This is a genomic window from Stenotrophomonas mexicanensis (assembly GCF_032911605.1).
GTDB classification, from domain to species: Bacteria; Pseudomonadota; Gammaproteobacteria; order Xanthomonadales; family Xanthomonadaceae; genus Stenotrophomonas; species Stenotrophomonas maltophilia_A.
In genome coordinates this window covers 17,340-37,018 of record NZ_JAWJTG010000017.1, presented here as the reverse complement: position 1 = coordinate 37,018, position 19,679 = coordinate 17,340, and the positions used below count along the sequence as shown (strand labels likewise).

The window sequence follows — 19,679 nt, the reverse complement described above, 5'->3', positions numbered from 1 at the left end:
ATCCATAAACTGAACGCCCGGTAATGTGCCGGGCGTTCAGGTTTCACCTTATTAGAGGAATCACGCCCGGCCAGCCCATGTCAAGCAGCCAGGCGTGAGGATGGCCGTTCATGAGGCCATCTTGGCGATGAAGCCAACCGCGAACACCATGAGCGCCAGGCCCACCAGCGACAGCAGGCCGGTCAGTACGAGCACCAGCACGGTCACCGTGCCCAGCTCCCGGCGCTGCAGCTGCGGCTGGTCGGTGTAGGCCCAGCGGTCGACCACCAGGGTGTCGCAGATCATGTCGTGCAGGCCCTGCTTGCGCTCGGTGAAGGCGGCCATCAGGAAACCGATACCGAGGGTGAAGGTGCTGAGCACCGCGGCCCAGTAGCGACCAAATGCGCGGGCCTTGGTCAGGCGCTCGCCATTGCTGCGCACGACCTTGATGCCGACCGCCATCTTGCCCAGCGTGGCACCGCCCTGCGAGGCATGGAACCAGGTGTAGTACGCCATGCCGATGGCCAGGTTGATCAGGGCACTGGCCAGCTGGGCCACGATTTCGATGGCCGATTCGCCGCTGCCCACCGCACCCATGCTGGCACCAAGCACCACACCGAGGATGGCGCCGATGATGCCGCCGGGGATGGCCAGCACGAAGTAGTCGATCATGTAGGCCGCCACGCGCTTCCAGAAGCCCGCGTAGACCACTTCGCCGCCCATCACCGGCTGGGCATGGCCGCCGCCGCCGAGCGCCGCAGGGGCGCTGTAGGGCGAACTGCTGAGGGCGCCGGTGCCAGGCAGTGGCGCCGTACCGTTGTCGATCGCGGCATAGTCGCCACGCAGGTCGAAGCCGCCACTGCCGGTGGCCGTGCTGGCGTCGGCCAGTGTCTGCAGTCCCAGTTCGTCGACCACCTGGCGCAGCGCAGCCCACTGCGCCATGCCTTCGCGCCAGACCAGGGTGTCCAGGTTCAGCTGGCCGCGCTGGAAGCGCTGGCGGATCTCCTGGACCGGCAGCGGGCCCTGGCGTTGCTGTCCTTCGGCGTAGTACCACTCAGTCATTGCATGTTCCCTGTTGAATCATCCTTGGAGGTGCTGGCGTGCGCGTGGCTCAGCCGCGGCACGTCGGCGGCAGGTACTTGTCGTTGCTTTCGCCACTGCATTCCCAGCGGCCGCTGTCGCGATCGTATTCCAGCCACAGCAGGTCGCCATCAAGGCTCTTGCCGGGCAACGCCAGGGTGGCTTCGATGCCGCAGTGGCCATTGTTGAAGCGACCGATGTTCACCGCTGACAGCCCTGCATGGGCGAAGTCACCCGGGGCCGGGAAGCCGGCGTCGTTGGCACCGGGGCAACGGCCTTCGTCATCGGCGAAATGCTGCACCTGGTCCTTCAACGGCTGCAGCGCGGTCACTGCGCCGGCGACCTTGGCGCGCACGGTGTAGTCGTTGTAGGCGGGCAGCGCGATGGCAGCCAGGATGGCCACGATCGGGACCAGCACCAGCAGCAGGCCGCCGCCGATGATGGCGGTCAGGGCGCAGCCGGACAGCTTCTTCTTCGGCGCCGGCAGGGCGGTGGCCGATGCACTGGTGGTGTAGGGCGTGGACGGCGGCAGTACCGGCGGCTGCGGCGGAGGCGGTGCCACCGGTTCCGGATCGGGCTCGGGTTCCACCGGCGGTGCGGCAGCGTCCAGCGCCGGCACGATCAGGCCGAGTTCGTCGACCACGGTGCGCAACGGCTGCCATTGCGGCAGGCCGTCGCGCCAGACCAGGGTGTCCAGGGAGATCTGGTTGTTGCGGAACAACTCGACCAACTGTTCCGCCGGCAGCGGACCCTGCTGCCGGTTGCCTTCTGCATGGAACCACTCGCTCACGGGGACGCTCCTGAATGCGCTATGCCCCCAAGTGTACGGTCAGTGCAGGGGTTCTGGCTCGTCCATGAACATCTGCGTCTCCATCCAGGCGTACGCCGCCTCGGAGCCGGGCTGGTTGAACAGCACCATCAGCACGACCCACTTCAGGTCGTCCAGGTCCAGTTCGTCCTGGTCCAGGGCCATGGCCCGGTCCAGCACCAGCTCGCGCTGGTCGGCGTCGAGGATGCCGTGCTGTTCCAGGTACAGCAGGAAACCACGGCATTCCACGTCCAGCTTGTCCAGTTCGGGGCCGTGGTAGACGCGCACGGGGCCATCGACCCGTGCCTGGGCCACGCTCGGCCGCTGCGCGGCCAGGGCATCGAGCCAGTCGAATGCCTTGTTGATCTCGGTTGGGCTGAAACCGGCCTGGATCAGGCCGTTCTGGAGCGAATCGCGGTCACGGATCAGGTCCGCATCTTCGCTGAAATAGTGTTCAAACAGGTACAGCAGTACGTCCAGGATGCTCTCTTTCATTGCCCCTCGGCCTGCGTCGCGCGACGCTGTGGAGGTGAAGAAACTAGGGAGTTCGACAGTAGCGGCCGTGTACGCACACCACGATTCCCGCCAGTTCCATGGCCAGCAGCATGGAGGACACCTGGGGCGCCGTCAATCCACAGCGCGTGATCAGTGAATCCATACCGCTTGGGTTGTGGTCCAGGGCCCGCCACAAGCTCTGGTAGTCAGGGTCGTCGGCCCAGCGCGCCGGCAGGAGTGCCGGCGGTGCCTGTTCAGTGGGGGTGGCGAGCCGTGATTGCAAGCCCGGCAGCTGCTGGCGAAGGGCGGGCGCCAGCAGTTCAAGGACCTCCTCCGGGCGCTCGACCAGTGCGGCACCCTCGCGGATCAACCGGTGGCAGCCCGCGGCGCGTGGGTTGAGTACCGAACCGGGCAGGGCACAGACCTCGCGGCCGGCCTCGGCGGCCAGGCGTGCGGTGATCAATGCGCCGGAGCGCTGGGCGGCCTCGACCACCACCGTCGCCAGCGCCAGCCCGGCCACCAGGCGGTTGCGGGCTGGAAAGTGACCGGGGCGTGCCGGTGTGCCCGGCAGGTACTCGCTGAGCACCGCGCCTTCGGCGGCGATCCGGGCCTGCAGCCGGGCATGGTTGTCCGGGTAGGTCCGGTCCGGGCCGGTGCCGATCACCGCCACGGTGCAGCCCCCGGCGTCCAACGTGGCCTGGTGAGCGGCCGCGTCGATGCCTGCCGCCAGTCCGCTGGTCACCGCCAGGCCCGCTTCGACGAAGCAGCCAGCAAACCGGGCGGCCAGGGCGCGTCCGCCCGGCGTCGGCGAGCGGCTGCCGACCAGCGCCACCGACGGGCGCCAGGCCAGGCTGGGGTCGCCGGCGATGAACAGCGCCAGGGGTGGGTTCGGGACATCCAGCAGGGGCGGGGGGAATGCCGGATCGGTGAAGGCCAGCAGGTGCTGGTTGTCGTCTTCCAGCCAGCGCCGTGCCACGGCCCAGGCCCGGGTGTCCGGGCATTCCAGCGCGGCGCACTGCTCGGGCGTGCAGCCGTGCGCGCGCCAGTTCGCGGCGCCCTGCGCGATCGCAATCTCCGCGCTGCCTGCGGCCTGCAGCAGGGCCCGCCGTGGCGCCAGCGCGCCGCCTGCCATCAACAGGCGCAGCAGCGCCTCGTCAGCTTGGTTGGTCATCCCCCCACTATCGAGCGCATACAACAAAGGCGCCCTAGGGCGCCTTCGCATGTGGCTGTCAGGTTTTGCCGGAGGTGCCTGCCGGCCAGCGGCCGGCACTACCTGCAGTGGCCGGGCAACACGGGACTGGTTACTTCGCGTCCGGGTGCAGTGCGTTGAACCCCACGCGTACCGGCTTCACGCCCTGCATCACCAGCGCGTAGCTGACGTTGTCGAAGGTACGGAACACCATGGCGTGCGCGGCGTATTCGTCCGGCAGCGAAACCCGGCCGGCGCCGGTGCTGAGCGAATCGTCCATGCGCGACGAGGTGGGGTACTTCATGCGGTGCGCCACGTGGCGGCCCGGGCGCCACAGCGAGAACACGGTGCCGTTGTCCACGCCCTGTGCGCGACCTGCGGAAATCGCGATCACATCGCGCGGGCCAGCGGCGGTGAACATGTCGGTGACGGCCAGCACGCGCACATCGACGCCCTCGACACCGGCGGCCGGGACATGGGGGACGAACTGCAGGTCGTACGGCTTGGCCTCGACCGGGACCAGGCGGTCGCCGGCACGCACCTCGCGGCCGCCTTCGTTCTTGTCCAGCACCAGGGTGGACGCCTCGACCTTGCCGCCGGCGACATGGGTGATGGTGCCGGTGGCGACCTGGGCCAGCTCATAGCCGAGTACGCCGCGGCGGTGGTTGGGGGCGTTGTAGGCCCGCCACAGGTTGCCGCTGCCGGGGGTGACGTCGCCGTTGGCGGTCAGGTCCTCGGTCGGCTTGGGCTGGGCGTAGCGCACGGTCGGGCGGACCACGGCCCAGCGCTGGCCCAGCTGGGCGTCGGCCAGGCGCACGTAGACCGCACTGCCGCTGGTGACGCGCAGGCGTTCTTCTTCCAGGCCGGCCACGTAGGGTAGCTGCTCGATGCTGTCGACCACGCTCAGCTGCTTCAGGAACGGCTCGACCTGGGCCAGCGGAATGGCATCGATCGGGGCTTCCTGGCGCGGGCCGGGCTTGGCAGCGACGGTCACCCGGTCCAGATAGGCCAGGCTGAGCACGTCACCGGGATAGATCAGGTGCGGATTGGCGATCTGCGGATTGGCCTGCCAGATCTCCGGCCACAGCCACGGCTTCTGCAGGAAACGTGCGGCGATATCCCACAACGTATCCCCTTTTCGGACCACATAGGTGTCCGGGTGCCCGCCATTCACTTCCACGGCGGTAGCATAGGCAGCCACGGTCAGCATCGCCGCGGCGACGACCGTACGAAAACGAAGCAACATAGGTGTGAAGCCCTGATTCCCCAACAGGTCCGCGCACTATAGTCCAGAAACCGGGGCGCAAGGCAAGCGTTGGAGCTAGAATCTGCGACGTATGCCGGCGTGCCGGCCCCCTATCCGGAAACAGCCATGGCCCTTCTCCCCATTCTCGAGTTCCCCGATCCGCGCCTGCGTACCAAGGCTGCGTTGATCGAAGCCGCCGAAGTCACCACGCCGGCCTTCCAGGAACTGATCGACAACATGTTCCTGACCATGTACGACGCCCCGGGCATTGGCCTGGCCGCCACCCAGGTGGACGTGCACAAGCGCTTCATGGTCATCGACGTCAGCGAAGAAAAGAATGAACCGCATGTGTTCATCAACCCGGAAATCGTCGCCAAGGACGGAGGCCGGGTGTATCAGGAGGGCTGCCTGTCGGTTCCGGGCATCTTCGCCGACGTGACCCGCGCCGATACCATCACCGTGAAGTACCTGGACCGCAACGGCCAGGAACAGCAGCTGGAAGCCGGCGAAGTGCTGGCCACCTGCATCCAGCACGAGATGGATCACCTGGACGGCAAGCTGTTCATCGACTATCTGTCGCCGCTCAAGCGCGAGATGGTGCGCAAGAAGCTGGCCAAGCAGCGCAAGCACGTGGCGTGATCGCCAATCCGGGCCGCCCATCGGGTGGCCCGTGCCTGCGCGACGCGCGCGGGCTGTACGGCGCCGGCCGACGGCGCCGTTTTCTTTCCTGCACGAATCCATCCTGCAAGTGGGGTAGCCATGAGGATTGTCTTTGCCGGTACGCCGGAATTCGCGGTGTCGTCGCTGCGCGCGGCTGCGCGCCACCATGAGGTCGTGGCCGTCTACACCCAGCCTGATCGTCCGGCCGGCCGTGGCCGTGGCCTGGCGCCGTCGCCGGTCAAGCTTGAAGCCGTGGCCCGTGGCATTCCGGTCTACCAGCCCGAATCGCTGAAGGATGAAGCCGCCCAGCAGCAGCTGCGCGACCTGCAGCCGGACCTGATGGTGGTGGTAGCGTACGGCCTGATCCTGCCGAAGGCGGTGCTGGCCATTCCGACCCATGGCTGCTGGAACGTGCATGCCTCGCTGCTGCCGCGCTGGCGCGGCGCCGCGCCGATCCAGCGCGCGATCCAGGCCGGCGATGCGAAGACCGGCGTCTGCCTGATGCAGATGGAGGCCGGCCTGGATACCGGCCCGGTGCTGCTGCACCAGGAGCTGCCGATCGCCGCCACCGATACCGGTGGCCAGCTGCATGACAAGCTGGCGGATCTGGGCGCGCAGGTGCTGTCCGACGGCCTGGGCCTGCTGCGGGCCGGCATCAAGCCGATCGCGCGGCCGCAGCCGGAGCAGGGCGTGACCTACGCGCACAAGCTGGACAAGGCCGAGGCCCGCCTGGACTGGGCGCAGAACGCCGATGCACTGGCGCGCACCGTGCGCGCCTTCAATCCGTGGCCGATCGCCGAGGCCACGCTGGCCGGCGAGCGCGTGCGCATCCACGGCGCGGTCGCCCTTGACCTCGCCCACGGCCAGGCGCCGGGCACGGTGCTGGCGGCCAGCCGCGATGGCATCGACATCGCCTGTGGCCAGGGCGCACTGCGCCTGCGTGTGCTGCAGCGGGAAGGTGGCAAGGCGATTACTGCGGCCGACTACCTCAACGCCCGCCGCGATCTGCGCGTGGGGGCATAAGCGGTGTCGAAGCAGAACGATTTCTCCGTCGCCAAGGCGGCGCCGGGCGCGGCCACGCGCATGCTGGCTGCACGTGTGCTGGCACAGGTGTTCACCCGTGGCCGTTCGCTGAAGGCCGAACTGGCCTGGGCGCTGCCGAAGCTGGCCGACAGCCGCGACCGCGCGCTGCTGGAAGCCCTGTGTTTCGCCGTCCTGCGCCGCCGCAGCACCTATGACGCGGCGCTGCAGTCGTGGATGCAGAAGCCGCTGTCGGCGCGTGATGCCGATCTGCGCACGCTGCTGATGGTCGGGTTCGCCCAGCTGGACGTGCTGGAGCTGCCGGCGCACGCGGCGCTGTCGGCCACCGTCGATGCCGCGCGTGCACTGGGCCGTGAGCGCCAGGCGGGCCTGGTCAATGCGATCCTGCGCCGCGCGCAGCGCGAAGGTTTCCCGGAGCAGCCAGCGCGCGATGCCTTCCCGGAATGGCTGGCCGATGCGGTGGAACGCGATTGGCCGGCACAGGCCGACGCGATCTTCAGCGCCAGCCTGCAACCGGCGCCCCTGTGGCTGCGCGCCAACCGCCAGCAGGGCGGTCGTGACAAGGCACTGGCCGCGCTGGCCGAAGCCGGCATTGCCGCAGAAGCCAGTCCGCTCAGTGCCGACGCGTTGCGCCTGGCCTCTCCGGTTGCCGTGAATCAGCTGCCCGGCTTCGCCGAGGGCGCGATCTCGGTGCAGGACCTGTCGGCGCAGTGTGCCGCCGATGCGCTGGCCCCGGTGGCCGGTGCCCGCGTGCTGGACGCTTGTGCGGCACCCGGCGGCAAGTCGGCGCACCTGCTCGAGCGCGACCCCAGCCTGCGCCTGCTGGCGCTGGATATCGACGCGCGCCGCCTGGCCCGTGCACGCGATACCTACACCCGTACCGGCGTGGGCGAGCATGCGCAGACCCTGGCGGCAGATGCCAGTGATCCGGGCGCCTGGTGGGATGGCGTGCCGTTCGACGCGATCCTGCTTGATGCGCCGTGCTCGGCGACCGGCGTGATCCGCCGCCAGCCGGATGTGATGTTCCACCGTCGCGCCGAAGACATCGATGCACTGGTCGGCGTGCAGGCGCGCCTGCTGGAAGCCTGCTGGTCGATGCTGCGCCCGGGCGGCGTGCTGTTGTATGCCACCTGTTCGATCCTGCGCGCCGAGAACATCGATCAGGTGCGCGCGTTCCTGAAGTGGCATCCGGATGCCGTGGCGCAGCCGCTGGGCGATGCATTCGGCGTGGATTGCGAAGGGGTGGCGCGCCAGCGGCTGCCGGGTGAAAACGATGCTGACGGTTTCTTCTACGCGCGTCTGTTAAAAGCAGCCTGACCCCCGCTGCCGTTTCGAGTCCCATGCTGAAAGCCCACGCGTCGCGCCAGACGTGGTTGTTGGTGGTGATGGCCCTGCTGGTGCTGGGGGCCGGCCTGGGCCTCCGTGATCCGTGGCCCTCGGATGAGCCACGTTTCGCGCTGGTGGCCAAGCAGATGGTCGACAGTGGCTACTGGTTGTTCCCGCATCGCGGCCCCGAGCTGTATTCGGACAAGCCGCCGATGCTGATGTGGTTGCAGGCGGCGATGTACAGCCTGGTCGGCCACTGGCGGGTGGCGTTCCTGCTGCCCTCGCTGCTGGCCGCGCTGGGCACGCTGTGGTGCGTGGTCGATCTCGGCCGCCGCCTGTGGACGCGGCAGGTGGGGCTGTACGCGGGCTGGGCACTGCTGTTCGCGCTGCACTTCACCTTCCAGGCGAAGAAGGCGCAGATCGATCCGCTGGTGGTGCTGTTCATCACCCTGGCCAACTACGGCCTGCTGCGCCATCTGCTGTTGGGTCCGGCCTGGCGCTGGTGGTGGCTGGGCTGGTTCTTTGCCGGCATCGGTGTGATCACCAAGGGCGTAGGCGTGCTGGCGCTGATGATGATCGCGCCGGCGGCAGTCGCATCCGTGCTGCACTGGCCGCGGGTACGCCTGCACGTGCGCGACCTGCGTTTCTGGCTGGCACCGTTGGCCTTCCTGCTGGCGGTGTCGTTGTGGCTGGCGCCGATGCTGCTGGCAGGCTTCGCGACCGGTTCGGAGCCGTACCGCGCCTACATGGACGACATCCTGTTCCGGCAGACCGCGCGGCGCTATACGCAGTCCTGGGACCATCACCAGCCGTGGTGGTACTTCCTGGCGATCATGCCGTCGATGTGGGTTCCCGCGTTCCTGCTCCTGCCCTGGGCGCTTCCGGCCTGGTTCCGGCGGCTGCGCCGGCGCGATGCGCGCTACCTGCTGCCGTTGGCCTGGTGGCTGCTGGTCGTGCTGTTCTTCTCCCTTCCGCACGGCAAGCGCGACGTCTACATCCTGCCGGCATTGCCGATGTTCTGCCTGGCGTTGGCGCCGTTGCTGCCCGGGCTGCTGAGGCGACGTGATGTGCAGCGTGTGCTGGGCGCATTCACCGCGTTGCTGGCACTGGCGCTGGGGCTGGTCGGTGCGCTGGCGCTGCTGGGTGATCCGGGTTTCGAAGTGCGCCTTACTCATGGCCGCGGGTTGCTTCCCGGTGCCACCGATGCGCTGGCCTGGGCGGCGCTGGCGATGGCGGTCTGGTCGGCCTTGAGCCTGTGGGTGTGCGGGCGCCAGCGTCGGCACGTTGCCCTGGCCTCTAGCCTGGCAGGAGTCTGGGTGCTGTACAGCCTGGTCGGCTATCCGGTGTTGAACGACTCCAGCTCGGCCCGTGGCCTGATGCGTGAAGTGAGTGCACGCATCGGTCCGCAGGCCGAGCTGGGACTGGTGGCATGGAAAGAGCAGAACCTGCTGATGGCCGATCGCCCGGCGGCCACCTTTGGATTCGAAGCACGTTGGCATCAACAGCTGCAGGCGGCCGTGCGCTGGCAGCGGCTGGTTCCGCAGCAACGCTGGCTGCTGGTGAACGAGGATGCGATGCAGGCCTGCATTGATCGTGCGCGGGCCGAGATGGCGGGCATTTCCAATCGTCGCCGCTGGTGGCTGGTGCCTGCCGATGCGGTCGCCGGCGACTGCCGGCCGTCAGTGGCGGAACTCGAGCACGAGCGCCGCCTGCAGGGCCCCGGCATCACCGATTGAGCGTTCGGGGAGCGTGGCTCAGGTGCTGGCCAGGGCGGCGTGATAGCTGGCCAGCGTGGCGTCGGCAAATGTCTGCAGGCCGAACTCCCGCTGTGCATGGCGGCGTGCTGCGCGGCCCTGTTCCGGCAGCGCATCGCGCTGTGCGTACAGCGCCTTTACCTGGGCGGCGATGGCGTCGATGTCGCGTGTGGCAACCACCCAGCCATCGACGCCTTGTTCGATGTTCTCCGGCAGGCCCGCGTAGTCGCTGACCAGCATCGGCTTGGCGCTGGCCATCATCTCGCGGCAGGCGAAGGAGATCGTCTCGACGTCATGGGACAGTACGAAGCCAGCATCGCCGGCCGCGATCAGGACACGGGTATCGGCCAGCAGGCCGGTGAAGTGCACCTGCGCGGCCACCTCGCCCAGCGCCTGCACCTGTTCGCGCTGCTGCGCGCTGGGCAGGTGGCCGGCCACGGCCATGTGCACATGCGGACGCACCGCATCGGGCAGCCGTGCGATGGCCCGGGCCAGGTCGATCCAGCCCTTGTAATCATCGGTGCCGGCATTGCTGACCAGCACCAGCGCCTGTGGATCCTGCGTCCACTGCTGGCGCAGCGCGCTGCCGGTGCCGGCCGGCTGCGGTGAGTAGCGCTCCAAGTCAACGCCATTGCGGACCACGTCGATCGGGCAGCGACGGTACGGGCCCTGTTCCAGCAGGCGCTTGGTGTCGGCCGAGACCGCGATCAGCCGATCGGTGGCCCAGCGTGCGCGCAGCGCATTGCCAAAGGTATTGGTGGGTTTGCTGTTGTGCTTGGTCAGCACGATCGGCGGGCGGCGCATGCCCAGCAGCCCCTGCATCACGAAGCGGTGGTCGCGTGCACCGTTGACATGGATCAGGTCGATGCCTTCATCGTGGACCAGCCTGCGCAGCGCGCGCTGTTCGGCCAGCTGCCGGGGCAGCGTTGGCAGGCCGCTGCCGAACGCAATCGGCAGTGTGCGGGCAATGCCTTCAGCGGCCATGGTCCGCAGCAGGCGGCTGTCGGCCGGCGCGGCGACGTGGAGCGTGTGCTGGCCGTGCAGCGCACGCGCCAGCGAGACGATGTACGTGGTGTGGCCGCCACCGTCGCCGTAGTGGAAGTTGGTGTACAGGATTTTCATGGGGGGTCTTCAGGCAACGCCCACGCAGTGTGACACAGCGTGGTCAAGGCCGGTCCGCGGAAGGCGCCGGGTCGGCCACCGCCTGTCTATTGCCCAGCATCCACAGCATGATGGTCTTCTGCCGCACGTAGTTGGCGCGGACGTAGGCGTAGACCAGGCCGTGCCAGCCGTCGCGGAAGCCGCCACGGAACAGGAAGCCGCGCCAGAACCGCCAGGCCGGCGCCAGCACCAGCTTGCCCAGCGTGGCCCGCTTGCCGCGCGCGAACTCGTGCTCGGCCATCATCCGCGCGTACTTCTCGGTCTTGGCCAGCTGCTGCTGCAATGACCGGTACGGATAGTGGATCAGGTCGCCGCGTAGGGTGCCCACACTGCCGTCGACACTGGCCGCCTCGTGGATCTCGCGCTTGCCGCGCCAGCCGCCGCGGCGGCGGTCGAACAGGCGCATCACCCGGTCCGGGTAGGCATTGCCATGGCGCAGGAACTTCCCGAAGTACTCCGAGAGGCGGGCGAAGCGGTAGCCGGCCTGGCCGGCGAAGCCACCGTCGCGGGCCTGCTCGATGGCCGTGCGCAGCTCGGGGCTGATGCGCTCGTCGGCGTCCAGGCACAGCACCCAGTCGTGGCTGGCCTGCTCGACGCAGAACGCCTTCTGGCTGCGGAAGCCCTCGAACCGGCGCTGCAGCACGCGGGCACCGGCGGACTCGGCGATGGCTACGGTGGCATCGGTGGACTGCGAGTCCACCACCACGATCTCATCGCAGAAGGCCAGCGAGGCCAGGCAGTCGCCGATGCGCCCGGCCTCGTTGAACGCGATAATGCACGCCGAGATGCGAGGCCGTTCGATGGGAGCGGTCGTGGAGGACATGATGGCCGGGTACCTGTTGTTTGCGACGGAGCGCTATGCGCTGCCTATTCTCGCCCCGTTGGCGCAGGCCTTGCACGCGTCCGGGCAGGAGGTGGCGGCCTGGTTCGAGGACGGCGCGGCCGGCAGCAGCCTGCCGGGGGTGCCCAACGTGGGCCTGAAGCAGGCCCTGGCAATGCGTCCGCGGGCGGTGTTCAGCGCGGCCAACTGGGTGCCGACCTTCCTTTCGGGGGCCAAGGTGCAGCTGTTCCATGGCTTCAACGTGGAGAAGCGGGACAGTGCGCGCGGCCACTTCCGGGTGCGCGGCATGTTCGACCTGTACTGCACGCAGGGGCCGGCCACGACCGCACCGTTCCGCGAGATCGCCAGCCTGCAGGGCCACTTCGCCGTGGCCGAGACTGGCTGGCCGAAGCTGGACCCGCTGTTCCGCGATGACGGAGGCGAGAGTTCCGCGCTGCGCGCACCGGCCGGTGACCGCCCGGTGATCCTGTTCGGTTCCACCTTCACCGAGCGGCTCAGCGCGGCTCCGCACCTGCATGCGCAGATCGCCGCTGATATCGCCGCCGGTGACCACTACTGGCTGCTGACTCTGCACCCGAAGTGCCCACCGGAACTGTTCGAACGCTACCGCGCGCTGGCCGGTGCCAATGCCCGCTTCATCGAGCCGGAGCAGGTGATGGCCGCGCAGCGTGCCGCCGATGTGCTGGTGTCGGACACCTCATCGATCGTTTCGGAGTTCATCGTGCAGCACAAGCCGGTGGTGACCTTCCGCAACCGCGTGCCGAAGCCGCACATGATCGACTTCGATGATCCTGCGCAGCTGCAGGCGATGCTGCAGCGCGCGCTGCACCCGGACGCCGCGCTGCAGGCGGAAATCGTGCGCTACGCCGATGCCATCCACCCTTACCGCGATGGCCTGTCCAGCGAGCGCGTGATCACCGCCACCGAGGATTTCCTGTCCGGTGAAATGGGTGCGTTGCGGCGCAAGCCATTCGGCAGCTGGGTGCGCGATCTGCAGATCCGCAAGGACCTGGGTTATTGGGGCCCGTCGCAGCGCTGATGCCTCGCTGACCCCGCTCGCGGTAGTGCCGGCCGCTGGCCGGCAACCTCGGGAATGGCGGCAGTTGCCGGCCGGCGATCGGCACGACCTGTAGTGCTTACCAGCGCAGCTTGCGCCGCGCCAGCGCCGCGGCCAGTTGATGCAACACCTGTTGGGCCTGTGCCTGCGGCAGATGATGCAGCGTCAGCGCCACATCACCATGCGCGCCGGCGGTATCCAGCTGCAGGCTGCTGGTGCCCAGCAGTTTGTCCAGCGGCGAGCGTTGCAGGCGCAGGCCCTGCACCTTGTCCAGCTCGGCCCAGCGCCACCAGCGCTTCCACCAGCCGCCGCGCACCGCCACATAGTGTTCGTCCAGGTACCAGCCCATGCGTGCCATCTGCCGGTGCGCGACCAGCAGCGCCACCGGTAGCCACGCCAGCACCAGCAGGCCCCATGGGCCCCAGCGCCAGTACGCGGCCGCAGCCAGCAGCGGCACCAGCACCAGTGCGCCGAGGCACAGCCGCCACCAGCCGCGCTGCGGAATGGACTGCCATTGCAGCGGAGGCCACTGCAGCTGCGGCAGCAGGTGCTGCACCAGCTGCTCACAACGTGTACTGGACGCCAGCGGCGCGAGTTCGCGCAGGGCGCGGTCCTCATCGCGCGCGGGGCCACCGGCGGCACTGTCGATGCGCAGCTGACGCAGCCCGAACCAGCGCTGCAAAGTACCTTCGCGCAGCGTCCAGGCCTGGATGCGCCGGCGCGCCACGCTGCTGCGGGTGCGGCTGAGCAGACCGGCCGATACGGTCAGGCGTCGGTCCTGCTCGCTGAGGGTGAAGCCGTGGTAGCGCAGCAGCGTCAGCACCACCGACAGCACGCGCAGCGCCAGCCAGCCCAGCAGCAGCGCGGCAGCCAGCAGCAGAAACGCGCCGGTCACGCCGGGGTGCAGATGGCTGGCGTAGCCAAAGGCTTCGCGTCCACCGCGCTGGAGGGCATCGTCCATCACCGGCCGTGGCACGGTCTGGAACAGCACGCCGAACGCGGCGATCGCCAGCGCCCAGCCGCGGTTGGAGAGCAGGCCCATGCGTACCACGTCCCAACTCGACAGGCGCAGCAGTACCTGCTCGTTCTCAGTCGCGGTGCTGGCAACCGGGTCGGGCTCGGTGATGCCGGCGGCCTGCGGCGCCTGCCCGCGCTGGCGGACCAGCCGTTCCAGCGCCAGCGCCTGGTCCAGCTTCAGCACCCGCATCTCCGCTTCCGGGCGCACGCCACCGGCCGATTCCAGGCGCAGCTCGGCCACACCAAACAGACGGTGCAGCGGGTTCTGCCGCACCTCCACGTTGTGGATGCGCGCGAACGGAATCTCGCGCCGGTTGCGCGCGAGCAGGCCGCTGCGCACGGTGATCGCATCGCTGCCGATACGGTAGCGGTAGCTGAGGTACTGCAGCACCGACACCAGTACCAGTGCGGCAATTGCCGTCAGCGGAATCAGCTGCGCCCACATCGGGTCGCGGTCGCCGCGCTGGCCGAACACCAGCAGTGCGACCAGCGGCAGGAAGTAATGGCGCAGCTGCATCAGCAGCACGAACAACCACGACCACGGGTGCAGGCGATGGTCCTCGCCACCGGCAGGCAGCGATGCGGGCAGGGGCGGTGGCAGGCTCACAGGGCGTCGGCGTCCTGGTCGAGCTGGTGGGACAGGGTATCGCGCAGGCGCTCGGCATCCGCCTCGTCCAGGCCGCTGACGGTCACTGCGCTCATGCGGGTTCCGGCGGTGTGCACGATCAGCGTGGCCAGGCCGGCACGGCGTTCCAGTGGGCCGCGGCGCAGGTCCAGGTGCTGCACGCGCGAAATGGGGATGCGCGTTTCCAGCTGCCACATCAGATCGCGGCGCAGGCCCAGCCCTTGGGCATCCAGCCGCCAGCGGGTGCGGACCAGGCGCCGGCGGCCGAGCCAGGCGCCGAAGACGATGCCGATCAGCAGCCCAAGGGCGGCCGTCCACAGGCCGCCGGGCAGGTCGAAGAACCACCATGCAGCGGCCAGCGGCAGGCCCGGCACAAACAGGCCGCCGAAGGCACCTTCCAGTGCGGCCAGCCGCGCGGCGCGGCGCGGCAGCGACTGCCAGGCATCGGTGGTCGGAGCAGTAAGGGGAACGTCGGTCACGCGGGCTCCGTCAGGTGGCAGGGCGGGCGGTGGCGGCCGTGGCCGCACCGCGCAGACGGTAGCAGGTCGGCTGCGTTACTGGGCAGCCTGGATCAGCGCGTCCACATCCAGCATGTGGCCGGCACGATCAGCCTTGGTGCGCAGGTAGTGCTCGTTCTCGGCGGTGATCTCGCCGGTGACCGGAATGCAGTCCAGCACCTCGATGCCAGCGTTGCGCAGGCGCTGCGCCTTGGTCGGGTTGTTGCTGAGCAGGGCCACGCGCGAAATGCCCAGGCCGCGCAGCATCGCCACCGCGCTGCCGTAGCGCCGTTCGTCGGCGCCGAAGCCGAGCTGTGCATCGGCATCGATGGTGTCCAGGCCGTCATGCTGGTAGCCATAGGCACGCATCTTGGCCGCGATGCCGGTACCGCGGCCTTCCTGGTCCAGGTACAGCAGCACGCCGCCGCCCAGTTCCTTCAGCTTGCGCAGGCCGCGCCGCAGCTGGTCGCCGCAGTCGCACTTGAGCGAACCGAACAGGTCGCCGGTCAGGCACGAGGAGTGCACGCGTACCGGTACCACCGCCGACAGATCCGGTTCGCCGACGATGATCGCGACCTGGTCACGCTGGGCGACGCCACCACGGAACACCGCGAACGTGGTCATGCCGACATCGCGCAGCGGTACCGGCGAACGCGCCACCAGTTCGTAGTCATGCGCGGCATGTGCTGCGCCCTCGGCCAGGTCGCACAGCGCAACCTCGGCCGCGCCATCGAAGGTGCGGTCTTCGGCGTCCAGGCGCACCGCCACCATCGCCGGCAGCAACAGGCCGAGGCGGGCCAGTTCCACCGCGCCTGCATCGAAGGCGTCACCGGCGCTCCAGCCGTCCGGCATCGGGCCCGGTTCACGCAGGTAGCCCAACGAGGGCAGGGCATCGAAGGCAACACCGGCCAGCGGCAGGCGCGCACCCTGCGGGGCCTCCACGCCAAGCACGCGGGCGCGGGTGGCGGTCAGGAACAGGTAATGGCGCTCGCGGGCGGCATTGGCGAAGGCAGCGAAGCTGCTGGCCGTGGCGCTGTCCAGCGCGATCACCGCCAGGCGCTGGCCCTGGCCATCGTGGAGCAGCACCGGGCGACCGGCACGCAGTTCGGCCACAGCGCGCTCGCAGCGGATCGCGGCCGGATCGCCGAACAGGGAAGAAGCAGCAGACATGGCAGGACCGGGGGAGTCGGACATCGCAGTCTCTATGGGGGCGCCGGCGTCGTATTCAACGTGGTGCGGCCGCCGGTCGCAGGGGCCGGATGGGCCTGGGTGCGGCGGCCGTCAGTGCGGATGCTCTTCGGTCGCGTACGGGTCTTCCTCGCCGCTGCCCGGTGGCCGCAGCGTATAGCGCTTGTAGGTCCACTGGTACTGCGCCGGATCGCGGCGGGCAATGCGCTCGATGCCGGCATTGAGCGCGGTGGCGGCCACCTGCGGGTCCGGGTCGGCCACGGCGGCGTCGGTCGGTTCGATGTGCAGGGCGAATTCCATGTCCGGGCCGATGCGCTCGCACCAGCCATACAGCACGGTGGCGCCGGTGCGCTCGGCCAGCCGGTTGACCAGGGTCATGGTCAGCGCCTGCACGCCGAAGAACGGCACGAACACGCCATCGCCGGCCTTGGGCTGCTGGTCGGGCAGGATGCCGGTGGCACCGCCGTCCTTGAGCACCTTGAACAGCTGGCGCACGGCCGGGCCTTCAGCGCGCACCTGCTGTACGTTCTGGCCGCCCCGCACCAGCTGCAGGAAGGCATCGCTGGCCTCGTCCTCCGGTGGCTTGTAGACGATGGCGATCTGCCCGCGCGAGGCCAGCCACTGGTTCAGCAGCTCCCAGTTGCCGAAGTGCGGTGCGGCCACGATCACGCCCTTGCCGCTGGCCAGGGCCGCGTCGTACAGGGCCTCGCCGTGACGCTGCTTCAGATGCAGGCGCAGGTTGTCGGCCGGCGCCTGGCTCCACAGGCACAGGGTCTCGATGGCCTGCAGGGCGGTGGAGCGCAGCAGCTCCCGGTGCAGGCGGTCGCGCGTGGCGCGGTCCAGGTCCGGGTAGGCCAGCTCCAGGTTGCGTCGGGTGACGCGGCTCTCACGGGCGTTGAGACTGATCCAGGTCCAGGACAGGGCACGGGCGATTCCCCGCAGCAGCGGCCAGGGCAGGCGGGCGAACAGGGTGGTGGCGCGGTAGACCAGCCGGGCTTTGCGTTGCGGATTCATCTGCGCCAGTTTAGCCAAGGGCGCTGCTATCGTGGCCGGCCCCGTTCATTGGAGCCCACGATGCTCGTCCTTATCCAGCGTGTCAGCCAGGCTGCCGTCCACGTCGATGACGAAGCGGTCGGCCAGATTGGTCCGGGCCTGCTGGCGCTGGTGGGCATGGAACCGGGCGATACCGAGGCCCAGCTGCGGCGCATGGCCGAGCGCCTGCTGGGCTACCGGGTGTTCGCCGACGAGGCCGGGAAGATGAACCGCTCGCTGCGCGACACCGGCGGCGGCCTGCTGCTGGTCAGCCAGTTCACCCTGGCGGCCGATACCCGTTCGGGCATGCGGCCCAGCTTCACCAGCGCCGCACCGCCGGACGAGGCTGAACGCGGGTTCAATCGATTTGTCGAGATCTGTCGTGAAAATCACGCACCAGGGGTGGAAACGGGCCGATTTGGTGCCCATATGGTCGTCAGCCTGGTCAATGACGGTCCCGTGACCTTCCTTCTCAGGCCCTGAGCCTGCGGGACCACCGCCCGGCAGGCGGGGCCCCGGGCTGGTATAATGCTACGTTCCCTATTTCTCCCTAGCCGGTGGCGCGAGCACTACATGGCCAACGAACGTCCTGCCCAATCCGAAATCAAGCAACTGATCAGCAAGGGCCTGGAACAGGGCTACCTGACCTACGCCGAAGTCAATGACCATCTGCCGGACGACATGGTCGACCCGGAACAGATCGAAGACATCATCGGCATGATCAACGGCATGGGCATCGATGTCCATGAAGTTGCGCCGGATGTGGAAACCCTGCTTCTCAACGATGGCAACACCGGTAACCGCGAAGTCGATGACACCGCGGCCGAAGAAGCTGCCGCCGCGCTGAGCGCGCTCGACACCGAAGGTGGCCGTACCACCGACCCGGTGCGCATGTACATGCGCGAAATGGGCACCGTCGAGCTGCTGACCCGCGAAGGCGAAATCGCCATCGCCAAGCGCATCGAGGAAGGCCTTTCGCAGGTCCAGGCCGCCCTGGGCCAGTTCCCGGTCTCGGTCGAGTCGCTGCTGACCGACTACGAAGCCCACAAGGAAGGCAAGAAGCGCCTGGCCGAAGTGATCGTCGGCTTCAACGATCTGGCCGATGAAGTGCCTGCGCCGGCCGCTGCCGCGTCTGACGACAGCGATGATGCCGACGCCGAAGGCGACGAGGACGAGGACGATGATGTCGAGGGTGGCGAGGAAGAAGCCGCACCGACCGGTCCGGACCCGGAGGAAGTCGCTGCGCGCATGCAGGCGCTGAACGATGCCTTCAATGCCTTCAAGAAGGCCGCCACCAAGGGCGACAAGAAGAACCTGCCGCGCCTGCGCGAAGAGATGTCGGCGGTGTTCGTCACCCTGAAGCTGCCGCTGCCGCTGACCGACGTGCTGACCAAGCAGCTGCGCGACACCATGGCGTCGATCAAGGCCCATGAGCGCCGCGTGCTGAATCTGGCGACCGTCACCGCCCGCATGCCGCGCAAGGACTTCATCCGTTCCTGGGAAGGCAACCAGACCAATCTGGAGTGGGTGGAAGACGCACTGAAGCGCAAGCAGAAGTGGTCTTCGGCCCTGCGCGAAGTGAAGGACCAGATCATCGCCGAACAGCAGGCGACGATCGACATCGAGAAGCTGACCCAGCTGGACCTGGAAGAGCTGAAGGAAATCAGCCGTGCCATGGCCTACGGTGAAGCCAAGGCGCGCAAGGCCAAGAAGGAAATGGTCGAGGCCAACCTGCGCCTGGTGATCTCGATCGCCAAGAAGTACACCAACCGCGGCCTGCAGTTCCTCGACCTGATCCAGGAAGGCAACATCGGCCTGATGAAGGCCGTGGACAAGTTCGAGTACCGCCGCGGTTACAAGTTCTCGACCTACGCCACCTGGTGGATCCGCCAGGCGATCACGCGCTCGATCGCCGACCAGGCGCGCACCATCCGTATTCCGGTGCACATGATCGAGACGATCAACAAGTTGAACCGCATTTCCCGCCAGATGCTCCAGCAGTACGGCCGCGAGGCTACGCCGGAGGAGCTGGCCAAGGAAATGGACATGCCGGAAGACAAGATCCGCAAGGTGATGAAGATCGCCAAGGAGCCGATCTCGATGGAAACCCCGATCGGCGACGACGAGGATTCCCATCTGGGCGACTTCATCGAGGACACCAACGTGGAGTCCCCGATCGAGAACACCACCAACATCAATCTGTCTGAAACCGTGCGCGACGTGCTGGCCGGCCTCACCCCGAGGGAAGCCAAGGTGCTGCGCATGCGCTTCGGTATCGACATGAACACCGACCACACCCTTGAGGAAGTCGGCAAGCAGTTCGACGTGACCCGCGAGCGCATCCGCCAGATCGAAGCGAAGGCCCTGCGCAAGCTGCGTCACCCGAGCCGCTCGGAGCAGCTGCGCAGCTTCCTGGATATCGATTGATTTCCAGCGGCTGTTGAAGCCTTGAGAGAAACCCCGCTTCGGCGGGGTTTTTCTTTGCCCACCATATCCCTGTAAAGCCGAGCCTTTGCTCGACTGAGGCTTATGATTACGTAACAAGTAATGTAACGGAAGGCCCGCGTCGAAGCTGGCTCTTCGTGAATATGTCCATTATTTTCAAGCTCATAGGTGCACAGCCGCGCTTGCAGTCCCGCTTTTTTGATGCTAATTACGTAACAAATTTCGTATTACGTAATGC

Annotated in this window: 18 protein-coding genes; 7 read left to right on the top strand and 11 right to left on the bottom strand. The window is 68.0% G+C overall.

What is annotated here, in order from left to right:
• Positions 1 to 108 precede the first annotated feature (108 nt).
• The 5 genes from R1L06_RS09450 to R1L06_RS09430 form a co-directional block, all read right to left on the bottom strand.
• Entirely contained in the window at positions 109 to 1,041 is a 933-nt protein-coding gene (locus R1L06_RS09450; protein ID WP_132810846.1) for an RDD family protein, read from the bottom strand.
• Between the two features lie 49 nt (positions 1,042 to 1,090).
• Entirely contained in the window at positions 1,091 to 1,849 is a 759-nt protein-coding gene (locus tag R1L06_RS09445; RefSeq protein WP_049423390.1) for a pilin, read from the bottom strand.
• Positions 1,850 to 1,888: 39 nt separating this feature from the next.
• A complete protein-coding gene (locus R1L06_RS09440) occupies positions 1,889 to 2,362 on the bottom strand; it encodes a DUF494 family protein (RefSeq protein ID WP_005411195.1) in 474 nt (157 codons plus the stop codon).
• Between the two features lie 43 nt (positions 2,363 to 2,405).
• Positions 2,406 to 3,533 carry a DNA-processing protein DprA gene (gene dprA, locus R1L06_RS09435; protein WP_317217554.1) on the bottom strand — a complete coding sequence of 376 codons (1,128 nt, stop codon included), beginning with the start codon at positions 3,531 to 3,533 and terminating at the stop codon, positions 2,406 to 2,408.
• Between the two features lie 130 nt (positions 3,534 to 3,663).
• Complete coding sequence (locus R1L06_RS09430) at positions 3,664 to 4,797, bottom strand: LysM peptidoglycan-binding domain-containing protein (RefSeq protein ID WP_154264558.1); 1,134 nt, start codon at positions 4,795 to 4,797, stop codon at positions 3,664 to 3,666.
• Positions 4,798 to 4,923: 126 nt separating this feature from the next.
• Here R1L06_RS09430 and def point away from each other — a divergent pair, with 126 nt between their 5' ends.
• The 4 genes from def to R1L06_RS09410 all read left to right on the top strand — a co-directional run bounded on the left by def (position 4,924) and on the right by R1L06_RS09410 (position 9,560).
• The gene (gene def, locus R1L06_RS09425) at positions 4,924 to 5,436 is read left to right on the top strand and encodes a peptide deformylase (RefSeq protein ID WP_008267110.1); all 513 of its coding nucleotides are present in this window, start codon (positions 4,924 to 4,926) and stop codon (positions 5,434 to 5,436) included.
• 120 nt (positions 5,437 to 5,556) lie between these two features.
• Entirely contained in the window at positions 5,557 to 6,480 is a 924-nt protein-coding gene (fmt, locus tag R1L06_RS09420; protein ID WP_317217553.1) for a methionyl-tRNA formyltransferase, read from the top strand.
• A 3-nt stretch (positions 6,481 to 6,483) separates the two neighbouring features.
• Positions 6,484 to 7,815, top strand: coding sequence for a 16S rRNA (cytosine(967)-C(5))-methyltransferase RsmB (gene rsmB, locus R1L06_RS09415; protein WP_010481181.1), 1,332 nt, complete (start codon positions 6,484 to 6,486; stop codon positions 7,813 to 7,815).
• A gap of 23 nt (positions 7,816 to 7,838) precedes the next feature.
• Positions 7,839 to 9,560 carry an ArnT family glycosyltransferase gene (locus R1L06_RS09410; protein ID WP_317217552.1) on the top strand — a complete coding sequence of 574 codons (1,722 nt, stop codon included), beginning with the start codon at positions 7,839 to 7,841 and terminating at the stop codon, positions 9,558 to 9,560.
• 18 nt (positions 9,561 to 9,578) lie between these two features.
• Here the strand turns inward: R1L06_RS09410 and R1L06_RS09405 are convergent, their stop codons facing one another.
• On the bottom strand, positions 9,579 to 10,700 hold the full coding sequence (locus R1L06_RS09405; RefSeq protein ID WP_317217551.1) for a glycosyltransferase family 4 protein: 1,122 nt from the start codon (positions 10,698 to 10,700) through the stop codon (positions 9,579 to 9,581).
• Between the two features lie 43 nt (positions 10,701 to 10,743).
• A complete protein-coding gene (locus R1L06_RS09400) occupies positions 10,744 to 11,562 on the bottom strand; it encodes a glycosyltransferase family 2 protein (RefSeq protein ID WP_317217550.1) in 819 nt (272 codons plus the stop codon).
• Here R1L06_RS09400 and R1L06_RS09395 point away from each other — a divergent pair.
• On the top strand, positions 11,561 to 12,619 hold the full coding sequence (locus tag R1L06_RS09395; RefSeq protein ID WP_154264552.1) for a CDP-glycerol glycerophosphotransferase family protein: 1,059 nt from the start codon (positions 11,561 to 11,563) through the stop codon (positions 12,617 to 12,619). The genes R1L06_RS09400 and R1L06_RS09395 overlap by 2 nt on opposite strands.
• A gap of 97 nt (positions 12,620 to 12,716) precedes the next feature.
• Here R1L06_RS09395 and R1L06_RS09390 read toward each other — a convergent pair whose 3' ends face one another.
• The 4 genes from R1L06_RS09390 to R1L06_RS09375 all read right to left on the bottom strand — a co-directional run bounded on the left by R1L06_RS09390 (position 12,717) and on the right by R1L06_RS09375 (position 16,978).
• Positions 12,717 to 14,261: a PH domain-containing protein gene (locus R1L06_RS09390; RefSeq protein WP_317217549.1), complete on the bottom strand. Its 1,545-nt coding sequence runs from the start codon at positions 14,259 to 14,261 to the stop codon at positions 12,717 to 12,719.
• On the bottom strand, positions 14,258 to 14,758 hold the full coding sequence (locus tag R1L06_RS09385) for a PH domain-containing protein (protein ID WP_317217548.1): 501 nt from the start codon (positions 14,756 to 14,758) through the stop codon (positions 14,258 to 14,260). The genes R1L06_RS09390 and R1L06_RS09385 overlap by 4 nt, the downstream gene beginning before the upstream one ends.
• Before the next feature lie 75 nt (positions 14,759 to 14,833).
• Complete coding sequence (gene ribA / locus R1L06_RS09380; RefSeq protein ID WP_049401010.1) at positions 14,834 to 15,970, bottom strand: GTP cyclohydrolase II RibA; 1,137 nt, start codon at positions 15,968 to 15,970, stop codon at positions 14,834 to 14,836.
• An 87-nt stretch (positions 15,971 to 16,057) separates the two neighbouring features.
• A complete protein-coding gene (locus R1L06_RS09375) occupies positions 16,058 to 16,978 on the bottom strand; it encodes a lauroyl acyltransferase (protein WP_317217547.1) in 921 nt (306 codons plus the stop codon).
• 60 nt (positions 16,979 to 17,038) lie between these two features.
• Between R1L06_RS09375 and dtd the strand changes: the two genes are divergently transcribed.
• The gene (gene dtd, locus R1L06_RS09370; RefSeq protein WP_049401012.1) at positions 17,039 to 17,479 is read left to right on the top strand and encodes a D-aminoacyl-tRNA deacylase; all 441 of its coding nucleotides are present in this window, start codon (positions 17,039 to 17,041) and stop codon (positions 17,477 to 17,479) included.
• Positions 17,480 to 17,569: 90 nt separating this feature from the next.
• On the top strand, positions 17,570 to 19,423 hold the full coding sequence (rpoD, locus tag R1L06_RS09365; RefSeq protein ID WP_121504308.1) for an RNA polymerase sigma factor RpoD: 1,854 nt from the start codon (positions 17,570 to 17,572) through the stop codon (positions 19,421 to 19,423).
• Positions 19,424 to 19,679: the final 256 nt, after the last annotated feature.

Coding starts and splice junctions, on each gene's coding strand:
- R1L06_RS09450 (WP_132810846.1), bottom strand. CDS start 1,041: ATGACTGAGTGGTACTACGCCGAAGGACAGCAACGCCAGGGCCCGCTG.
- R1L06_RS09440 (WP_005411195.1), bottom strand. CDS start 2,362: ATGAAAGAGAGCATCCTGGACGTACTGCTGTACCTGTTTGAACACTAT.
- dprA (WP_317217554.1), bottom strand. CDS start 3,533: ATGACCAACCAAGCTGACGAGGCGCTGCTGCGCCTGTTGATGGCAGGC.
- R1L06_RS09430 (WP_154264558.1), bottom strand. CDS start 4,797: ATGTTGCTTCGTTTTCGTACGGTCGTCGCCGCGGCGATGCTGACCGTG.
- def (WP_008267110.1), top strand. CDS start 4,924: ATGGCCCTTCTCCCCATTCTCGAGTTCCCCGATCCGCGCCTGCGTACC.
- fmt (WP_317217553.1), top strand. CDS start 5,557: ATGAGGATTGTCTTTGCCGGTACGCCGGAATTCGCGGTGTCGTCGCTG.
- R1L06_RS09410 (WP_317217552.1), top strand. CDS start 7,839: ATGCTGAAAGCCCACGCGTCGCGCCAGACGTGGTTGTTGGTGGTGATG.
- R1L06_RS09405 (WP_317217551.1), bottom strand. CDS start 10,700: ATGAAAATCCTGTACACCAACTTCCACTACGGCGACGGTGGCGGCCAC.
- R1L06_RS09395 (WP_154264552.1), top strand. CDS start 11,561: ATGATGGCCGGGTACCTGTTGTTTGCGACGGAGCGCTATGCGCTGCCT.
- R1L06_RS09400 (WP_317217550.1), bottom strand. CDS start 11,562: ATGTCCTCCACGACCGCTCCCATCGAACGGCCTCGCATCTCGGCGTGC.
- ribA (WP_049401010.1), bottom strand. CDS start 15,970: ATGTCCGACTCCCCCGGTCCTGCCATGTCTGCTGCTTCTTCCCTGTTC.
- R1L06_RS09375 (WP_317217547.1), bottom strand. CDS start 16,978: ATGAATCCGCAACGCAAAGCCCGGCTGGTCTACCGCGCCACCACCCTG.
- dtd (WP_049401012.1), top strand. CDS start 17,039: ATGCTCGTCCTTATCCAGCGTGTCAGCCAGGCTGCCGTCCACGTCGAT.
- rpoD (WP_121504308.1), top strand. CDS start 17,570: ATGGCCAACGAACGTCCTGCCCAATCCGAAATCAAGCAACTGATCAGC.